Origin of the sequence: Streptomyces racemochromogenes (assembly GCF_039535215.1) — a bacterium.
GTDB classification, from domain to species: domain Bacteria; phylum Actinomycetota; class Actinomycetes; order Streptomycetales; family Streptomycetaceae; genus Streptomyces; species Streptomyces racemochromogenes.
Genome location: NZ_BAAAWT010000001.1, coordinates 6,197,672 through 6,213,012, shown reverse-complemented (window position 1 = coordinate 6,213,012; position 15,341 = coordinate 6,197,672). Strand labels below are relative to the sequence as shown.

Sequence of the window (15,341 nt, the reverse complement as noted above, 5' to 3'; positions counted from 1 at the left end):
CGGCTCACCTCGGGTCCTGGTTCGCGTCCGTGACGGGCGTGCGCTGCTCGCCGAGGTCGATCCGCCCGTCCGCGGTCGAGATCGTCGCCGTGATCACGTCACCCGTGTGCAGGTAGTGCGGGTTGCGGGCCTGGGACTTGAAGAACGCCTTCCACTTCACGGCGGGCGGCAGCAGCGCGCCGATCTTCTCGACCGCCTTGGGCGGGGCCTTGAGGGCCGTGCCCCCGGGGGTCCCGGTGAGCAGCAGGTCGCCGGGGCCGAGGGTCTGGAAGCGGGCCAGCAGGGTCAGCGCCTGCGCCGGGCGGACGATCATGTCGGCGAGGGTGCGGTCCTGACGCAGCTCGCCGTTGACCGACAGCTTCAGCCGCAGATCGAGGAGGTGGACGAAGTCCTCGGGCTCCAGAAGCGCCAGGTAGGGCCCGGTCGGTGTGAAGGTCGGGTACGACTTGCTCTCGTAGAACTGCGTCTTGGTCAGCTGCACGTCACGGGCGCTGACGTCGTTCGTGAGCACCAGCCCGGCGACATACGAGGGCAGGTCCCGCTCCTCGACCACGGTGCCGACGGGCAGGGGTGCGCCCATGACGAGCCCGAGTTCGATCTCGTAGTCGAGGAACCTCACGTGCGACGGCCGGACGATCGCCTCGTCCGGGCCGCTCACCGAGCCGGACGCCTTGCGGAAGAAGGCGGTCGGGATGTCGCCGGTGAAGCCCGAGTCGCGGGCGTGGCTGCGGTAGTTGACCATCTGGGCGACCACCCGGCAGGGGGTGGTGACCGGTGAGAGGGCCGCTAGATCGACGATGGGCGTGCCCGTGTCGGCCGAGAGCGCCGCCTCCCGTACGGCGTCACGGTCGGCGATGAGTTCGGCGGTGGTGGCGGCCTTGGTGTCGATGGAGACGGCCCGGTTGCCGCGGAGGATCCACCAGCCGTCGGCGGTGCGCAGGACGTTCGTGCTCATATCAGTGCCTTCGTGAGGGGGTTGGGGTTCAGGACTTGGCGGCCTTGAGCAGGCCCAGCAGGCGCGCCGGGTCCATCTCGTTGTCACCCCGCAGGGCTTCGATGACGTCACGGACCCGCTGCGGGGAGGGGCTCGCGCCGAGGAAGTCACGGGTGGCAGGAGGTCCCCACTGGGCGAGGCCGGAGGTCGACATGGGCGCCCAGCCGGGCTCCAGGTCGCAGGAGAACAGGTCACCGTCGGCGAAGTGCTCCAGCATGAAGCGGTCGGGATCGCGCCAGTAGTCGAAGAGCTGGCTGCCCTGGACGTGCCGGCCGATGCCCCAGCTGCGCTGGTAGCCGCGCTCGGCCAGGTACTCGCCGCCCGCGGCGATCGAGTCGAGGTCGGTCACCTGGTAGGCGGAGTGGACGTAGCCGTTGCCCGGGCCCAGGTGCATGGCCAGCGTGTGGTGGTCAACGGCCCGGCTCCCCTGGTCGCAGCGGATGAACGCCATCGTCGGGCCACGTCCGCGCCGGCCGTCCAGGAACAGGAAGTCGGAGACGATCATCCCGAGGGTGTCCAGGTACCAGTCCAGGGCGCGCTCGAACACCCGTGTCTCCAGGACCACGTGCCCCAGACGCTGGATGCGGGAGGGTTCACGCGGCGGGCGCTGGGCGACGTTCGTGCGACGGTGACCGGTGCCGAAGTTGAGCAGGAGCGGCTGCTGCTCGGGCAGTGCGGGCAGTTCCTCCCCGCAGTGCACGACCTGGACCGGGAAACCGGAGGGGTCGAGCAGGTCGACCACCTTGCCGCCGCCGGGCACGTCCGCGTCCCGTACGGACGTGCCCGTGGCGCGGGCCAGCCGGTCCAGGTCGGCGCGCTCGGCGGTGCGGAACGCCGGGCCGATGAAACGGGAGGTCCGGCCGCGCCGGATCACCGTGCACGGCGAGCCGGCGAAGGTACCGCGCAGCCACAGCTCGTCCGCGCTCCGGGCGGCGATGCCGAAGCCGAAGTCCCGGGCGAAGACCTCGGCCCGGTCCAGGTCGGGCTTCTCGAACTCCAGCCAGGCCAGGTCGGCCACCTTGATCACGGGGTTGCGGGACCGTCCGGGGTGTTCGCCGCGCAGGGCGCCCTGCGCGCTGTGGAGGTCCTGATGGGCCGTCCTGACGTCCGGGACGCCGACTGCGGTGACGCGGGTTTCGGACATGGTGCCCTCCAAGCGACATTGCCGTGATGAGGAAATCATCAAGTCTGACGGTTCTGTGCGTCAAGGCGTTCGCGCCAGGAAATGATGAATTCATCAGGACTGCGATCGTCATCGCCTCGGCGGCTAGAATCCGGGCATGCCTACGTCAGCCCCGCCCAGCAACCGATTCGAGCGGCGTCGCGCCGAGACCCGCGGAGCCCTGGTCCGCGCGGCGCGCCGGATACTCGCCGAGACCGGGGACACCAGCGTCAGCATCCAGGTGATCGCCGAGCGCGCCGACGTCGGCTTCGGCTCGTTCTACAACCACTTCGATTCGAAGACGGAGCTGTTCGAGGCAGCGGTGCAGGACGCGCTGGAGGAGTACGGCCAGGCCTTCGACGATCACCTGGCCGGCATCGACGACCCCGCGGAGCTCGTCGCGACGGGCTTCCGGCTCAGCGCCCGCATGGCCGAGTCGCACCCGGAGCTGATGCAGGTGCTGCGCCGCCGCGGCCTGGGCCACATCCACGCGGACAACGGTCTGACCCGGCGAGCGCTGCGGGACCTGGAGGTGGGCATGGCCTCCGGCCGCTTCACCGCCGTCGACACGGCGGTCGCCCTGTCCGCCCTGGGGGGAACCCTGCTGTCCCTGGTGGAGCTGCGGTTCGCCCGGCCCGACGTGGACGGCGACGACGCCGCGGTGAACCTCGCCGAGATGGTCCTGCGCATGCTGGGCGTCCCGCCGCAGGACGCCCACGAGGTCGCCCGGCGCCCCCTCCCCGACCTCGCCTGACCGTCGTTCCGCGGACGGGACGGGCGACGTACGCGTCAGCCGGCCCGGAGGCCGACCGCCAGCGTCAGCTCGAGGATCCGGCGGGGCGACGCGAGGTCCGGAAACAGCTCCCGTACCTGCGACATCCGGTACCGGACGGTCTGGGGATGGACGAACAGCGCCGCCGCCACCTCGTCCCGCCTGCCCTGGTGCAGCAGCCACGCCCGCAGCGTCTCCTCCAGCCGCCGTGCGGTCGCGACGGGCAGGGCCCGCAACGGTGCGAGGGCTCGGGCACGCAGGTCCGCGAACGCCTCCGCGTCGGCGCTCAGCACCAGCTCGGGCAGGTGGTCCTCGGTGTCGCGGATGTCGGCGGAGAGGGAGCGCGCGCGTACGGCTCGTGCGTACGAGGCGGACGCACGGGTCCAGGGCCGGGGCGGGCCGACCACGGCGGTGCGGTCGGTCAGCTGTCTCAACAGGTGTGACCGGTCGGCATCGGGGACGAGCAGCACACCCGAGGTGTCCGGCAGATCGTCGAGGACGAGGGTGCTCGGGTCCAGCGTGCGGTAGGCGGGCCGGGCCTGGGCGGCCGGCAGCAGGACCGCGGTCAGCGAAACCGGAGGCTGCCAGCCGGCCCGTTGGACGGAGGCCAGCAGCACGTCCGAGGCCGCGCCCGTGAGGAGGTCGCGGGCCAGGTGCTCCAGGTGCCGCTCGTGCTCCCGGCCCCGGGCGGCCAGCTCGTCGGCATGGCCCGCGGCGCTCGCGGCGGAGAGCTCGTCGATGTAGGCGAAGGTCAGCTCGGCGAACTTGGCGACCTCGGCGGCGGGCAGACCCGCGGGTACCGCCCCCGCCGCCAGACATCGCCATGCCACACGGGCGCCGACGCGGTAGGCGCTGAGCAGGGCGTCCATCGAACGGCCGTCGCGCACCTCGCCGCGGCCCAGCTCGTAGGCGGCGTCACCGGCGTCGCCGCCCGTGGCGTTCCCGCTCGCGAGGTCCAGGTAGTGCCCCAGGGCGGTGCGGACGGCTCGGCGGATGGTGCCGCCCATACGGCCGGAAAGGGCGTTGGCGTAGGGAGGGACCTCGTCGATGATCGCCTGGACGACCTCGTCGGCAGTGGTCTTCAGCGCGGCCCGAAGTGCGGTGACCGTCGTCGCATCCAGAGACAGATCGGTGACTCTCCGAATCGGATGACTCATCTTCATTCCCTGCGAACAATTCAGTCGGGCAGATTTACGTCCTGCGGTCAGGACTTTACGCCTTGAGGCGGATCAAGCTGGAGTCATGACGAGTGCAGCCCTCCGCAGTGGGGCGTGGAAACTGCTGGAGATGGTCACGACGCCGCTGCTGCCGTCGGATTACCTCGACCTGGTCAGTCCGCTGCGTGCGGGCGCTGACCTGCGGGGGCGCATCGAGGCCGTGCACCCCGAGACGGGTGACGCCGCGACCCTCGTGATCAGGCCGGGACGGGGCTGGCGCGGCCACGCGGCCGGTCAGTACGTGCGGATCGGGGTCGACGTCGACGGCAGGCGCCTGTGGCGCTCCTACTCCCTCACCTCGCCGCCACACCGCCGGGACGGCCGCATCACGATCACCGTGAAGGCGATCCCGGGCGGCAAGGTCAGCAACCACCTGGTCCGCAGGGCGAAACCGGGCACGCTGGTCCAGCTCGACCAGGCGACCGGTGACTTCGTGCTGCCGCAGACCAAGCCCGCCAAGGTGCTCTACCTGACGGCCGGCAGCGGCATCACGCCCGTGATGAGCATGCTGCGTGACATCGCGCTCGATGACGTCGTCATGATCCACTGCGCGCCACAGCCGCAGGACGTGATCTTCCGCAAGGAACTCCACGGCCTGGTCGCGGACGGCAGGCTGCGGCTCACCGAGGTGCACACCGACGCGGACGGCAGGCTCGACCTCGCCCGTCTCGACGAACTGGTGCCCGACTGGGCCGAGCGCGAGACCTGGGCCTGCGGGCCCGCGGGCCTGCTCGACGCCGCCGAGGAGCTCTGGAGCGCACACGGCGTCCGAGAGCGCCTGCACACCGAGCGCTTCCGCCCCGGGACCGTCGTCGCCGGTGACGGCGGCGACGGCGGTGGCGGTGGCGAGGTCACGTTCAGCACCACGGGCAAGACCGTCGACGCGGACGGCGCCACGCCGTTGCTGGACGTCGGCGAGGAGGCCGGCGTGCTCATGCCCTCCGGGTGCCGCATGGGGATCTGCTTCGGCTGCGTCACGCCGCTCAGGGAGGGCGCCGTCCGCGACCTGCGCACCGGCGAGATCACCGAGGCCGCGCCGGGCGTCCTCATCCAGACCTGCGTGTCCGCCGCGGCGGGCCCTTGCGACATCGAACGGTAGGAGCACCTTGACCGCCATCGACCCCACCGCCCACCTGACCGCGGAGCAGATCGAGGAGCTCGGCCGCGAGCTGGACGCGATCCGCGATGAGGTGATCGCCGCCCGCGGTGAGGAGGACGCCGCCTACATCCGCAAGGTCATCTCGGCGCAGCGCAAGCTCGAGCTGGTCAGCAGGGGCGTGCTGCTGTTCTCGTTCTTCCCGCCCGCGTGGCTGATCGGCACCGCCGGGCTGTCCGTGGCGAAGATCATGGACAACATGGAGATCGGGCACAACATCCTGCACGGCCAGTGGGACTGGATGCGGGACCCGAAGATCCACTCCACCACCTGGGAGTGGGACCACGTCTCGCCCTCCGACCAGTGGAAGCACTCGCACAACGAGCTGCACCACACGTACACCAACGTGATCGGCAAGGACAACGACCTCGGCTACGGCATCATGCGCGTGGACGAGGACCAGAGGTGGCACCCGTTCCACCTCGGCCAGCCGCTGTGGAACTTCATCAACGCCTGCTTCTTCGAGTACGGCATCGCCGCGTACGACCTGGAGCTCGGCAAGAACCTGAGCAAGCGCCGCCGCAGGGACCCGGAGTTCCGCGCGCGGGCCAAGGCGGTGGGCCGCAAGATCCGCAAGCAGGTGCTCAAGGACTACGTGATCCACCCTCTGCTGTCGGGCCCGTCGTTCCTCACCACCCTCGCCGCCACGTTCACCGCGAACCTGGTCCGCAACATCTGGACCCACTCGGTGATCATGTGCGGGCACTTCCCCGAGGGCGTACAGGTCTTCGAGCGCCGGTCGATCAAGGGCGAGACGCGTGGCCAGTGGTACCTGCGCCAGATGATGGGCTCGGCGAACATCAGCGGCAGCAGGGCCATGCACTTCATGACCGGCAACCTGTCGCACCAGATCGAGCACCACCTGTTCCCGGACCTGCCGAGCAACCGGTACGCCGAGGTGGCGGTGAAGGTGCGCGCGCTGTTCGAGAAGTACGAGCTGGAGTACGTCACCGGGCCGCTGCCCAAGCAGGTGTTCTCCGCATGGAGCAAGGTCTTCCGGCTCTCGCTGCCGAACAGGAAGCCCAGGGCGAATACGCCGGACGGCGAGCGGGAGCTCGTCGCGGCCTGACTCCCCCGCCCGTCCGGACGCCGACGGCGGGCGGCGGGGTCAGCGGCCCCAGCGCAGCGCCGCCGTCTGCACCGTCGCGTCCCACAGCCGCAGCATCTCCTCGTCGGCGCGGCACAGGGTCACCGAGCACCCCGCCATGTCCAACGAGGTGACGTAGTTCCCCACGAGGGTCCGGGCCACCGGGACGCCCCGGGCCGCCAGTACCCGGGCCACCTCCGCGTGGAAGCCGTACAGCTCCAGCAGCGGGGTCGCGCCCATCCCGTTCACCAGGGCCAGCACCGGCCCGTCGGCGGCCCGGCCCACGTGCGCCATGCCGTCCAGCACGGCGCCCACCGCGACCTCCGCGATCTCCCCCGCCGGCATCATCGGGCGCCGCTCACGGCCCGGCTCGCCGTGGATCCCGATGCCCAGCTCCAGCTCGCCGTCCGGCAGGTCGAAGGTGGGACTGCCCTTGGCGGGAGTGGTGCAGGCGCTCAGCGCGACGCCGAAACTGCCCGAGGCCTCGTTGACCCGTCGGGCGACCGCGGCCACCTGCGCCAGCGGCGCGCCCTCCTCCGCCGCCGCCCCGGCGATCTTCTCGACGAAGAGCGTGGCCCCGGTGCCGCGACGCCCGGCGGTGTACAGGCTGTCGGTCACGGCGACGTCGTCGTCGACGAGCACTCGCTCGACCCGGATGCCGTCCTCCTCGGCGAGCTCGGCGGCCATGTCGAAGTTCAGTACGTCCCCGGTGTAGTTCTTGACGACGAACAGCACCCCCTGACCGGAGTCCACGGCCTTGGCCGCCCGCACCATCTGGTCCGGCACCGGGGAAGTGAACACCTCGCCCGGACAGGCGGCGGACAGCATTCCGTATCCGACGAAGCCGGCGTGCAAGGGCTCGTGTCCGGAGCCGCCCCCGGAGACGAGACCGACCCGCCCGCCCTGCCGTGCGTCCCGCCGTACGACGACCCGGGCACCGGCGTCCACGTCCAGATCGGGGTGGGCTGCGGCCAGCCCCCGCAGGGCGTCCGCGACCACGGTCTGGGGACTGTTGATCAGCATCTTCATGATGTGCCTCCCGGTCGGGGCCGACGGGTGAGCGTCAGGCCCTATGACCAGTGTGCTGCCGTCCCGCGGACACGAGAACCCGGGCGACCGCCTCGGAGAAGGCCGAGGAGCCCGGAGCGGCACCGCTCTCCACGCGGCCGGACCGCTCTCGCCTTTCCGGTACGGACGACCCGCCTTACGCTGAACCGGGGGGCTCGGGGCAGTCGAATGCCGGTCTTCGGACCGGCGGGAAGCGGGCACCCATGAAGGACCGCCTCACAGCACATGGGCTGGTCGGCGAACTGTCGGCCGAATTCGCCGGCACCATGATCCTCATTCTCTTCGGCTGTGGTGTCGTGGCCCAGGTCGTCGCCGGCGGAGGCCTGACCGACCCGGCGGGCGGCCTCGGAAACCACGACAGCATCGCGTGGGCCTGGGGTCTCGGTGTGACCCTGGGCGTCTACGTCGCGGCGCGGCTGAGCGGCGCCCACCTCAATCCCGCGGTGACCGTCGCCCTGGCCGCTTTCAAGGGCTTCCCCTGGAGCAGGGTGGCCCCCTACGCGCTGGCGCAGCTGGCCGGAGCCTTCGTGGCGGCGCTGATCGTCCGCTGGAACTACACGGAGGCACTGGCGAAGGCCGACCCCGGCCACACGATCAAGACGCAGGGCGTCTTCTCCACCCTGCCGGCCAACGGGAACCCGAACCTGCCGGTGACCGAGTGGGGCGCACTGCGCGACCAGATCATCGGCACCGCACTCCTCCTGATCCTGATCTTCGCGGTCACCGACCTGCTGGGCACGCCTCCCGGCGCCAACCTGGCACCGTTCATCGTCGGCCTGATCGTCGTGGCGATCGGCATGGCCTGGGGCACCAACGCCGGATACGCGATCAATCCGGCCCGTGACCTCGGCCCCCGGCTGGCCAGCTTCCTCACCGGGTACGGCGGGGCATGGAGGGATCAGTACGGCAACCTCTACTTCTGGGTGCCGATCGTCGGCCCGTTCATCGGCGGGGTGCTGGGAGCGGGCATCTACAAGCTCCTCATCGGCCGGTTCCTGCCCGCCGCGGAACCGGAGCCTCCCGGACGTGTACCGGCACCGGAGGAGAGCTGATCGCATCCCCGGCGGGCGGGACGGATCCGGCACGACGGCTCTCCCGTCCCGTCCCGTCGCGGATGACAGCCCCACACACGGCATCCCAAGAGGAGGCGGCACCCCATGGCTGACTTCGTCGGCGCAGTGGACCAGGGCACCACGAGCACCCGTTTCATGATCTTCGACCACGCCGGCAACGAGGTGGCGCGGCACCAGCTGGAGCACTCCCAGATCCTCCCGCGCTCGGGGTGGGTCGAACACGACCCGGTGGAGATCTGGGAACGCACCAACTCCGTCATCCAGAACGCCCTGCGGCACGGCAACCTCGACGCCTCCGACCTGGCGGCCGTCGGCATCACCAACCAGCGCGAGACGACCGTCGTCTGGGACCCGCGCACCGGGCGCCCGTACTACAACGCCATCGTCTGGCAGGACACCCGTACCGACTCCATCGCCGCCGCGCTGGAGCGCGGCGGCCAGGGCGACGTCATCCGCCGCAAGGCGGGGCTGCCACCGGCCACGTACTTCTCCGGCGGCAAGATCCAGTGGATCCTGGAGAACGTCGACGGCGTGCGGGAGGCCGCCGAGCAGGGCAACGCCCTCTTCGGCAACACCGACTGCTGGGTGCTGTGGAACCTCACCGGAGGCCCCGACGGCGGCATCCACGCCACCGACGTCACCAACGCCAGCCGCACCATGCTCATGGACCTGGAGACCCTCGACTGGGACGACGAACTGCTCGGCTTCTTCGACATTCCCCGGTCCATGCTGCCCACCATCAACCCGTCCTCCCACCCCGAGGCGTACGGACGGACCCGCACCTCCCGGCCGTTGCGGGAGGCCATTCCCATCACGGGCGTGCTCGGCGACCAGCAGGCGGCCACCGTGGGCCAGGTCTGCTTCGCGCCCGGCGAGGCGAAGAACACGTACGGGACCGGCAACTTCCTGGTCCTCAACACCGGGACGGAGCTCGTCCGGTCGCAGCACGGGCTCCTGACCACCGTGGCCTACCAGTTCGGCGACAGTCCCGCGATCTACGCACTCGAAGGGTCCATCGCGGTCACCGGCTCCGCCGTGCAATGGCTGCGCGACCAGCTGAAGATCATCGGGGACGCCGCCGAGAGCGAGCGCCTGGCAAGCACCGTGGAGGACAGCGGAGGGATCTACTTCGTCCCCGCCTTCTCCGGCCTGTTCGCCCCGTACTGGCGTTCCGACGCCCGCGGCGCGATCGTCGGCCTCGCCCGCTACCACGACAACGGCCACCTGGCGCGCGCCACCCTCGAAGCCATCTGCTACCAGAGCCGGGACGTCGTGGAAGCCATGGAGCAGGACTCGGGCGTACACCTGGACGTGCTCAAGGTAGACGGCGGGGTCACGGCCAACGACCTGTGCATGCAGACCCAGTCCGACATCCTCGGCGTACCGGTCAGCCGTCCCGTCGTCGCCGAGACCACCGCGCTCGGCGCCGCCTACGCGGCCGGCCTGGCCACCGGCTTCTGGCGGGACACCGACGAACTGCGCACCCACTGGCAGGAGTCCAAGCGCTGGAGCCCCCAGTGGTCGCAGGAACGCCGCACCGAAGGGTACGAGGGCTGGAAGCGGGCGGTGGAGCGCACGCTCGACTGGGCCAAGGTCGAATAGGTTCCGGCCGCGCCGGGTTCCGCCCGCGCCCGCAGCACCGAGGAGGAGACCATGGCCGATCCGGTGGCCCTCTCACCGCAGGCCCGCACACGGGCCCTGGCCGGCATGGGACGCGGCGAACTCGACGTGCTCGTGATCGGGGGCGGCGTCGTCGGCGGCGGCGCCGCCCTGGACGCCGCCACCCGGGGCCTGAGCGTCGGGCTCGTCGAGGCCCGCGACTGGGCCTCGGGCACGTCCAGCCGCTCCAGCAAACTCATCCACGGCGGCCTGCGCTACCTGGAGATGCTGGACTTCCGCCTCGTCGCCGAAGCCCTCAAGGAACGGGGTCTGCTGCTGCGGTACCTCGCCCCCCACCTGGTGCGTCCGGTGCCGTTCCTCTACCCCGTGCGACACCGCATCACCGAGCGCCCGTACGTCGGCAGCGGCGTGCTGCTGTACGACGCGATGGCCAGGGCCTCCGGCACCTCCGGCGGGCTGCCGCACCACCGGCACCTGAGCAGGAGCCGGGCCCTGCGCGAGGCCCCGGCCCTGCGTTCCGACGCCCTGGTGGGTGCCATCCAGTACTGGGACGCCCAGGTCGACGACGCCCGGCACACCATGTTCCTCGCCCGCACGGCCGCCTCGTACGGGGCGCTGGCGGCCAACCGGGCCCGCGTCAGCCGGTTCCTGCGGCAGGGCGAGCGGGTGGTCGGCGCCGTCGTCACGGACCTGGAGAGCGGCGAGGAGACGGAGGTGCGCGCCAAGCAGGTCATCAACGCGACCGGGGTGTGGACGGACGACACCCAGGCCATGGCCGGCACCCGCGGCCAGTTCCACGTCCGCGCCTCCAAGGGCGTGCACCTGCTCGTCCCCCGTGACCGGATCAACTCCCGTACCGGTCTGATCCTGCGCACGGAGAAGAGCGTGCTGTTCGTCATCCCGTGGGGCCGGCACTGGATCATCGGGACGACCGACACCGACTGGACACTCGACAAGGCCCACCCGGCCCTCAGCTCCAAGGACGTCACCTACCTGCTGGAGCACGTCAACAGCGTCCTGAACACCCCCCTGGCCCCCGAGGACGTCGAAGGCGTCTACGCCGGCCTGCGCCCCCTGCTGTCGGGCGAGGCGGCGGAGACCAGCAAGCTGTCCCGGGAGCACCTCGTCGCCCATCCCGTACCGGGACTCGTCGTGGTGGCGGGCGGCAAGTACACCACGTACCGGGTGATGGCCAAGGACGCGGTCGACGAGGCCGTCCGGGGCCTGGACGAGAAGGTTCCCCCCTGCGTCACGGACCGTGTTCCGCTGCTGGGCGCGGACGGCTACCTGGCGCTGTGGAACTCCCGGCACCGGCTTGCCGAGCGCTCCGGGCTCCATGTCGCCCGCATCGAGCACCTCCTGAACCGCTACGGCTCCCTGGCGTCCGAACTGCTCGCCCTGGTGGCCGCCGATCCGACGCTCGGCGAGGCGCTGCCGAGCTCCGACGACTACCTGAGGGTCGAGGCCGTGTACGCGGTGACCCACGAGGGCGCGCGCCACCTGGAGGACGTCCTGGCCCGGCGCACCCGGATCTCCATCGAGTCCTGGGACCGCGGCGTGGACGCGGCGCCGACCGTGGCCCGGCTGATGGCGCCCCACCTGGGATGGGACCGGGCGCACCAGGACCGCGAGGTCGACCACTACCTGGGGCGCGTCGCCGCCGAGCGCGAGGCCCAGCAGCAGCCGGACGACCTGACCGCCGACGCGGTGCGGCTCGGCGCCCCCGACATCATCCCCGTGAACTGAACGGGTGCGCGAACGTGCGGTGGCGCCCGAGTGATGCCGCCAGTTCGGCGGCGGCGCGGCGGGCGGCTGCCGCGTGGTGCGGGGAGTGCCACGCCAGCGCGACGCGCTCGGCGCGGGCGTAGGCCTCGGCGGCGGCCGTCTCCTCGCCGAGCAGGCGGTACAGGTCTCCCAGCGGGTGGGCCAGCGGCCGGGAGGCGTAGGCGGCTCCCGCCGCGCCCCCGAACTGGTCGCGGAGCGGCAGCAGATGGCGGACCAGCAGGCCGGCGGTGTCCACGTCGCCGCACAGGACGGCCAGTTCGCCGCGGTAGTCCAGTTCGATTCCGTACAGGTGGTCGGTCACCGGCGCGGCGGGGAAGGGGATCGCGCGGGCCTCGTCCAGCCGGCCCTGACGGGCCAGCAGGAGGGCGTGCGCCACGGCGACCGGCGCGCCGACCGCCTCGTGGACCTCGCGGACGCTTCGCTCGATGTCCGCCGTCCGCCCCTGGGTGAAGCGGATCGTCCACAGGCCCAGGGTGCGCGGCCCGTTCGCGTGCTGCGCCCCCACCCTGCGGAACAGCTCTTCGGCTCGGGCGTAGCGTTCCTCCGCCTCGGTGAACCGCCCCGCGATGGCGGCGAGCATGGCCTGGGTGGTGACGTTGATGCCGCGCGCCCACAGCATCTCGTACCGGTCGGCGAGGTGCAGTCCCTCGCCGGTGTGCCGGTCGACGCCCGCCGGGTCGTTGCGGGCGGCGGCCGTCATGGCGTCGAGGTGTTCGCAGACCCACCGGTACGCGGGCAGGTCGTGCGCGGAGGCCAGGAGGCGCAGCCGGGCGACGAGGGGGTCCCGGTCCTCGGCGTGGTGTTCGTGGGGAAGCAGTCGGGCGGAGGTCATCAGGGCGGAGGCCAGCAGTTTCGGTTCCCCGGAGGTACGGGCCAGCGCCAGCTGCGCGTCGGCCGCCGCCCGGGCGCGCGTGGCGTCCTCGCCGGCCACCGCGTCCGCCAGGACCTGGAGGACCCTGGCCCGGGTCTCCTCGTTCAGGGAGCGGTCCGCGGCCAGCCGCTCCAGCCGGGCGAGCGCCGTCCGGTCGAAGAGTCCTTCCAGCCGGCTGCGCCAGGGGGAGGGCTCGGTCCAGGCTCCGTAGACGACGGCGACCAGGTCGTCGCGGCGGGCCCGTACCGCGAGTTCCACGGCGCGACTGCGGGTGTGCCGGGCGGCGTCGGTGGCGCCGGCCCGGATCTGGGCGCCGAGCAGGCGCACCAGCAGGCCGACGGTCGCGTCCGGTGCCGCGTACGGGTCGGCGGCGGCCGCCGTGTGCACGTCGATGGCCTGCGCGAGCAGTCCGACGGCGACGTCGTGCGCGTACCTCCGCTCGGCCAGCTCGGCCGCGCGCAGGGCGTAGTCCACGGCCAGCGGGGCGTTGGCGGCGCGGCCGGAGCGGGCGAAGTGGTGGGCCAGTGCCGCCAGGTCGTCGGGGCGGTGGCGGCGCAGGACCGCGGCGACGCGGTCGTGCAGCCGGGCCCGGCGCACGCCGGTCAGGTCGGTGTAGACCGTGTCCCGTACCAGGGCGTGCACGAAACCGACCCTGCCCGGGCCCGGTTCGGTGAGCAGGTCGGCCGCGAGCGCCGCGTCGAGTCCCGCCAGGACCGTCTCCTCGTCCGCGTCGGCCGCCTCCACCAGCAGCGCCGCATCGGCCTCCGCGCCCATGACGGACACCAGGCGCATGGCGGCGAGCGCGGCATCGGGCAGCAGCGCCAGCCGGCGGCGCAGGACGTCCCGGACGCCTTGGGGGACCTCCGAGAGGGCGACGAGTTCGCCTTCGCTGTCCAGGAGCCGTGCGCTCTCCCACACGTAGAACGGGTTGCCTCCGGTACGTGCGGTGATCGCGGCCAGGGTGGCCGGGGCCACGGCGGTACCGCACACCGTGGTGACGACGGTGGCCACGGCGTCGGCCGGCAGCCCGCCCAGCGCGATCCGGTGCGGCGGCCGCGGAGCGAGCTGGGCGAGCGTCTTCGCCAGCCGGTCTCCCGCCTCCGAGGGCCTGTAGCAGGCGACGGTGAGCAGGGGTACGCCCGCGACCGCGCCCGCTGCCTCCAGCAGCGCCAGCGTCTCCGCGTCGGCCCGGTGGAGGTCCTCCAGCAACACGGCGAGCGGCCGCTCGGCAGCCGCGGCGGACAGCCATGCGGTGAACGCCCGGTGCATGCGGAAGCGGCCGGCCGTGGCTTCGTCGCGGGTGGCGACGGGCGCCGTCGTCGGCTCGTGCAGCAGGACGGCCAGCTCCGCCGGGGCGGCGGGCCCGGCCCGGCGGTCGAGCGCGCCCAGCGCCTCGACCCAGGCCCAGGCGGGCGGCGCCCCTTCGTACGCCGGGCAGCGCCCCACCACCACCGTCCAGCCGTCGCCCGCCAGCCGGTCGGCGAGCCGGCCGAGGAAGGCCGACTTGCCGGCTCCCGCCTCGCCGGTGACCAGCATCAGGCCTCCGCCCGCCCGTGCGGCGTGCGCGGCGGCCTCGGCGGTGCGCAGCTCCTCCTCCCGGCCGAGGAACAGCCTCCCCGCGTCGGCCCCGAGCGTCGGTGCCTGTGCCTGTGCCGGTGCTCCGCCGGCCCGGGCACTGTTCACGGCGGCCGCACGGGACACCGAGGACGGGACGGCCGTTCCGGGAGCCGCCGCCGTCGCGGCGCGCAGCACGTCCAGCCGCTGCTCCAGGATGGCCCGCTCGACGCCCCGCAAGACGGGGGAGGGATCGCAGCCCAGTTCCTCCCGCATGACGGACCCGGCCCGGCGCAGCGTGGTCAACGCGTCCGCCTGCCGTCCGCACGCCCACTGGGCGAGCGCGAGCAGCCGCCACCCTTCCTCCCGCAGCGGTTGCGCCGCCACCAGTTCGGCGGCCGCCCGTGCCGCCCCGGCCGGGGACCCGGTACGCAGGTCCGCCGCGGCGGCGAGCTCACGGGCGTCCGCCAACAGCTCGGTCAGCCGCGCCACTTCCGGGGCCGCCCAGTCCTCGTCGGCGTGTTCCTGGAACGCCGGCCCCCGCCAGCAGGCCAATGCCCCGGCCAGCAGTTCCCGGGCCTGGGGTGCCGGAGCCTTGCGGGCCAGCTCCAGCCGGGCCTCGAAGTGCCAGGCGTCCACCGCTTCGCCCGGCAGCCGCAGGGCGTACCCCGGCGCGGAGGTGACGAGCAGGCGCGCGGGGGCGCGGGGCGGCCGCTCCGGTTCCAGCAGTCGGCGCAGGTTGGACACGTAGGCGTGCAGGGAGACGAGGGCCTTGGCGGGCGGGGTGCCGTGCCACAGGTCCTCGGCGAGCCGGTCGACCGAGACCACGGCGCCGCGGGCGACCAGCAGCCGGGCCAGCACGGCACGCTGCCGCGGGGCTCCCAGGGGGACGGCCGTACCCTTCGTCGCGGCTTCCAGGGGGCCCAGCGCTCGTATCTGCAACACGCCGGTGAATGTACCGGAGATGGCGGAGACGACCGGT

Annotated in this window: 11 protein-coding genes; 6 read left to right on the top strand and 5 right to left on the bottom strand. The window is 72.4% G+C overall.

Features of this window, described 5'->3' with window-relative positions; translation table 11 throughout:
* Positions 1 to 4: 4 nt before the first annotated feature.
* Positions 5 to 955, bottom strand: a complete 951-nt coding sequence (locus ABD973_RS28520; protein WP_345502833.1) for a fumarylacetoacetate hydrolase family protein — start codon at positions 953 to 955, stop codon at positions 5 to 7.
* A gap of 28 nt (positions 956 to 983) precedes the next feature.
* Positions 984 to 2,138 (bottom strand): VOC family protein, encoded by a 1,155-nt coding sequence (locus ABD973_RS28515; RefSeq protein WP_345502832.1) that lies wholly within the window; start codon positions 2,136 to 2,138, stop codon positions 984 to 986.
* Positions 2,139 to 2,274: 136 nt separating this feature from the next.
* Between ABD973_RS28515 and ABD973_RS28510 the strand changes: the two genes are divergently transcribed.
* A complete protein-coding gene (locus ABD973_RS28510; protein WP_185899517.1) occupies positions 2,275 to 2,910 on the top strand; it encodes a TetR/AcrR family transcriptional regulator in 636 nt (211 codons plus the stop codon).
* Between the two features lie 35 nt (positions 2,911 to 2,945).
* On the opposite strand, the gene ABD973_RS28505 is transcribed toward ABD973_RS28510, so the two are convergent.
* Entirely contained in the window at positions 2,946 to 4,085 is a 1,140-nt protein-coding gene (locus ABD973_RS28505) for a PucR family transcriptional regulator (RefSeq protein ID WP_125820304.1), read from the bottom strand.
* 130 nt (positions 4,086 to 4,215) lie between these two features.
* Between ABD973_RS28505 and ABD973_RS28500 the strand changes: the two genes are divergently transcribed.
* Positions 4,216 to 5,244, top strand: a complete 1,029-nt coding sequence (locus ABD973_RS28500; protein ID WP_345504780.1) for a ferredoxin reductase — start codon at positions 4,216 to 4,218, stop codon at positions 5,242 to 5,244.
* A gap of 7 nt (positions 5,245 to 5,251) precedes the next feature.
* Complete coding sequence (locus tag ABD973_RS28495; protein WP_345502828.1) at positions 5,252 to 6,370, top strand: fatty acid desaturase family protein; 1,119 nt, start codon at positions 5,252 to 5,254, stop codon at positions 6,368 to 6,370.
* A gap of 39 nt (positions 6,371 to 6,409) precedes the next feature.
* On the opposite strand, the gene dhaK is transcribed toward ABD973_RS28495, so the two are convergent.
* The gene (dhaK, locus tag ABD973_RS28490) at positions 6,410 to 7,417 is read right to left on the bottom strand and encodes a dihydroxyacetone kinase subunit DhaK (RefSeq protein WP_345502826.1); all 1,008 of its coding nucleotides are present in this window, start codon (positions 7,415 to 7,417) and stop codon (positions 6,410 to 6,412) included.
* A 242-nt stretch (positions 7,418 to 7,659) separates the two neighbouring features.
* On the opposite strand from dhaK, the gene ABD973_RS28485 reads away from it, so the two are divergent.
* The 3 genes from ABD973_RS28485 to ABD973_RS28475 all read left to right on the top strand — a co-directional run bounded on the left by ABD973_RS28485 (position 7,660) and on the right by ABD973_RS28475 (position 11,895).
* Positions 7,660 to 8,508 carry an MIP/aquaporin family protein gene (locus ABD973_RS28485; protein ID WP_125598909.1) on the top strand — a complete coding sequence of 283 codons (849 nt, stop codon included), beginning with the start codon at positions 7,660 to 7,662 and terminating at the stop codon, positions 8,506 to 8,508.
* Between the two features lie 105 nt (positions 8,509 to 8,613).
* Entirely contained in the window at positions 8,614 to 10,131 is a 1,518-nt protein-coding gene (glpK, locus tag ABD973_RS28480; protein ID WP_125820307.1) for a glycerol kinase GlpK, read from the top strand.
* 51 nt (positions 10,132 to 10,182) lie between these two features.
* Complete coding sequence (locus ABD973_RS28475) at positions 10,183 to 11,895, top strand: glycerol-3-phosphate dehydrogenase/oxidase (protein WP_125820308.1); 1,713 nt, start codon at positions 10,183 to 10,185, stop codon at positions 11,893 to 11,895.
* On the opposite strand, the gene ABD973_RS28470 is transcribed toward ABD973_RS28475, so the two are convergent.
* Positions 11,879 to 15,304, bottom strand: a complete 3,426-nt coding sequence (locus tag ABD973_RS28470) for an ATP-binding protein (protein ID WP_345502823.1) — start codon at positions 15,302 to 15,304, stop codon at positions 11,879 to 11,881. The two genes, ABD973_RS28475 and ABD973_RS28470, sit on opposite strands and share 17 nt — an antisense overlap.
* Between the last annotated feature and the right edge of the window lie 37 nt (positions 15,305 to 15,341).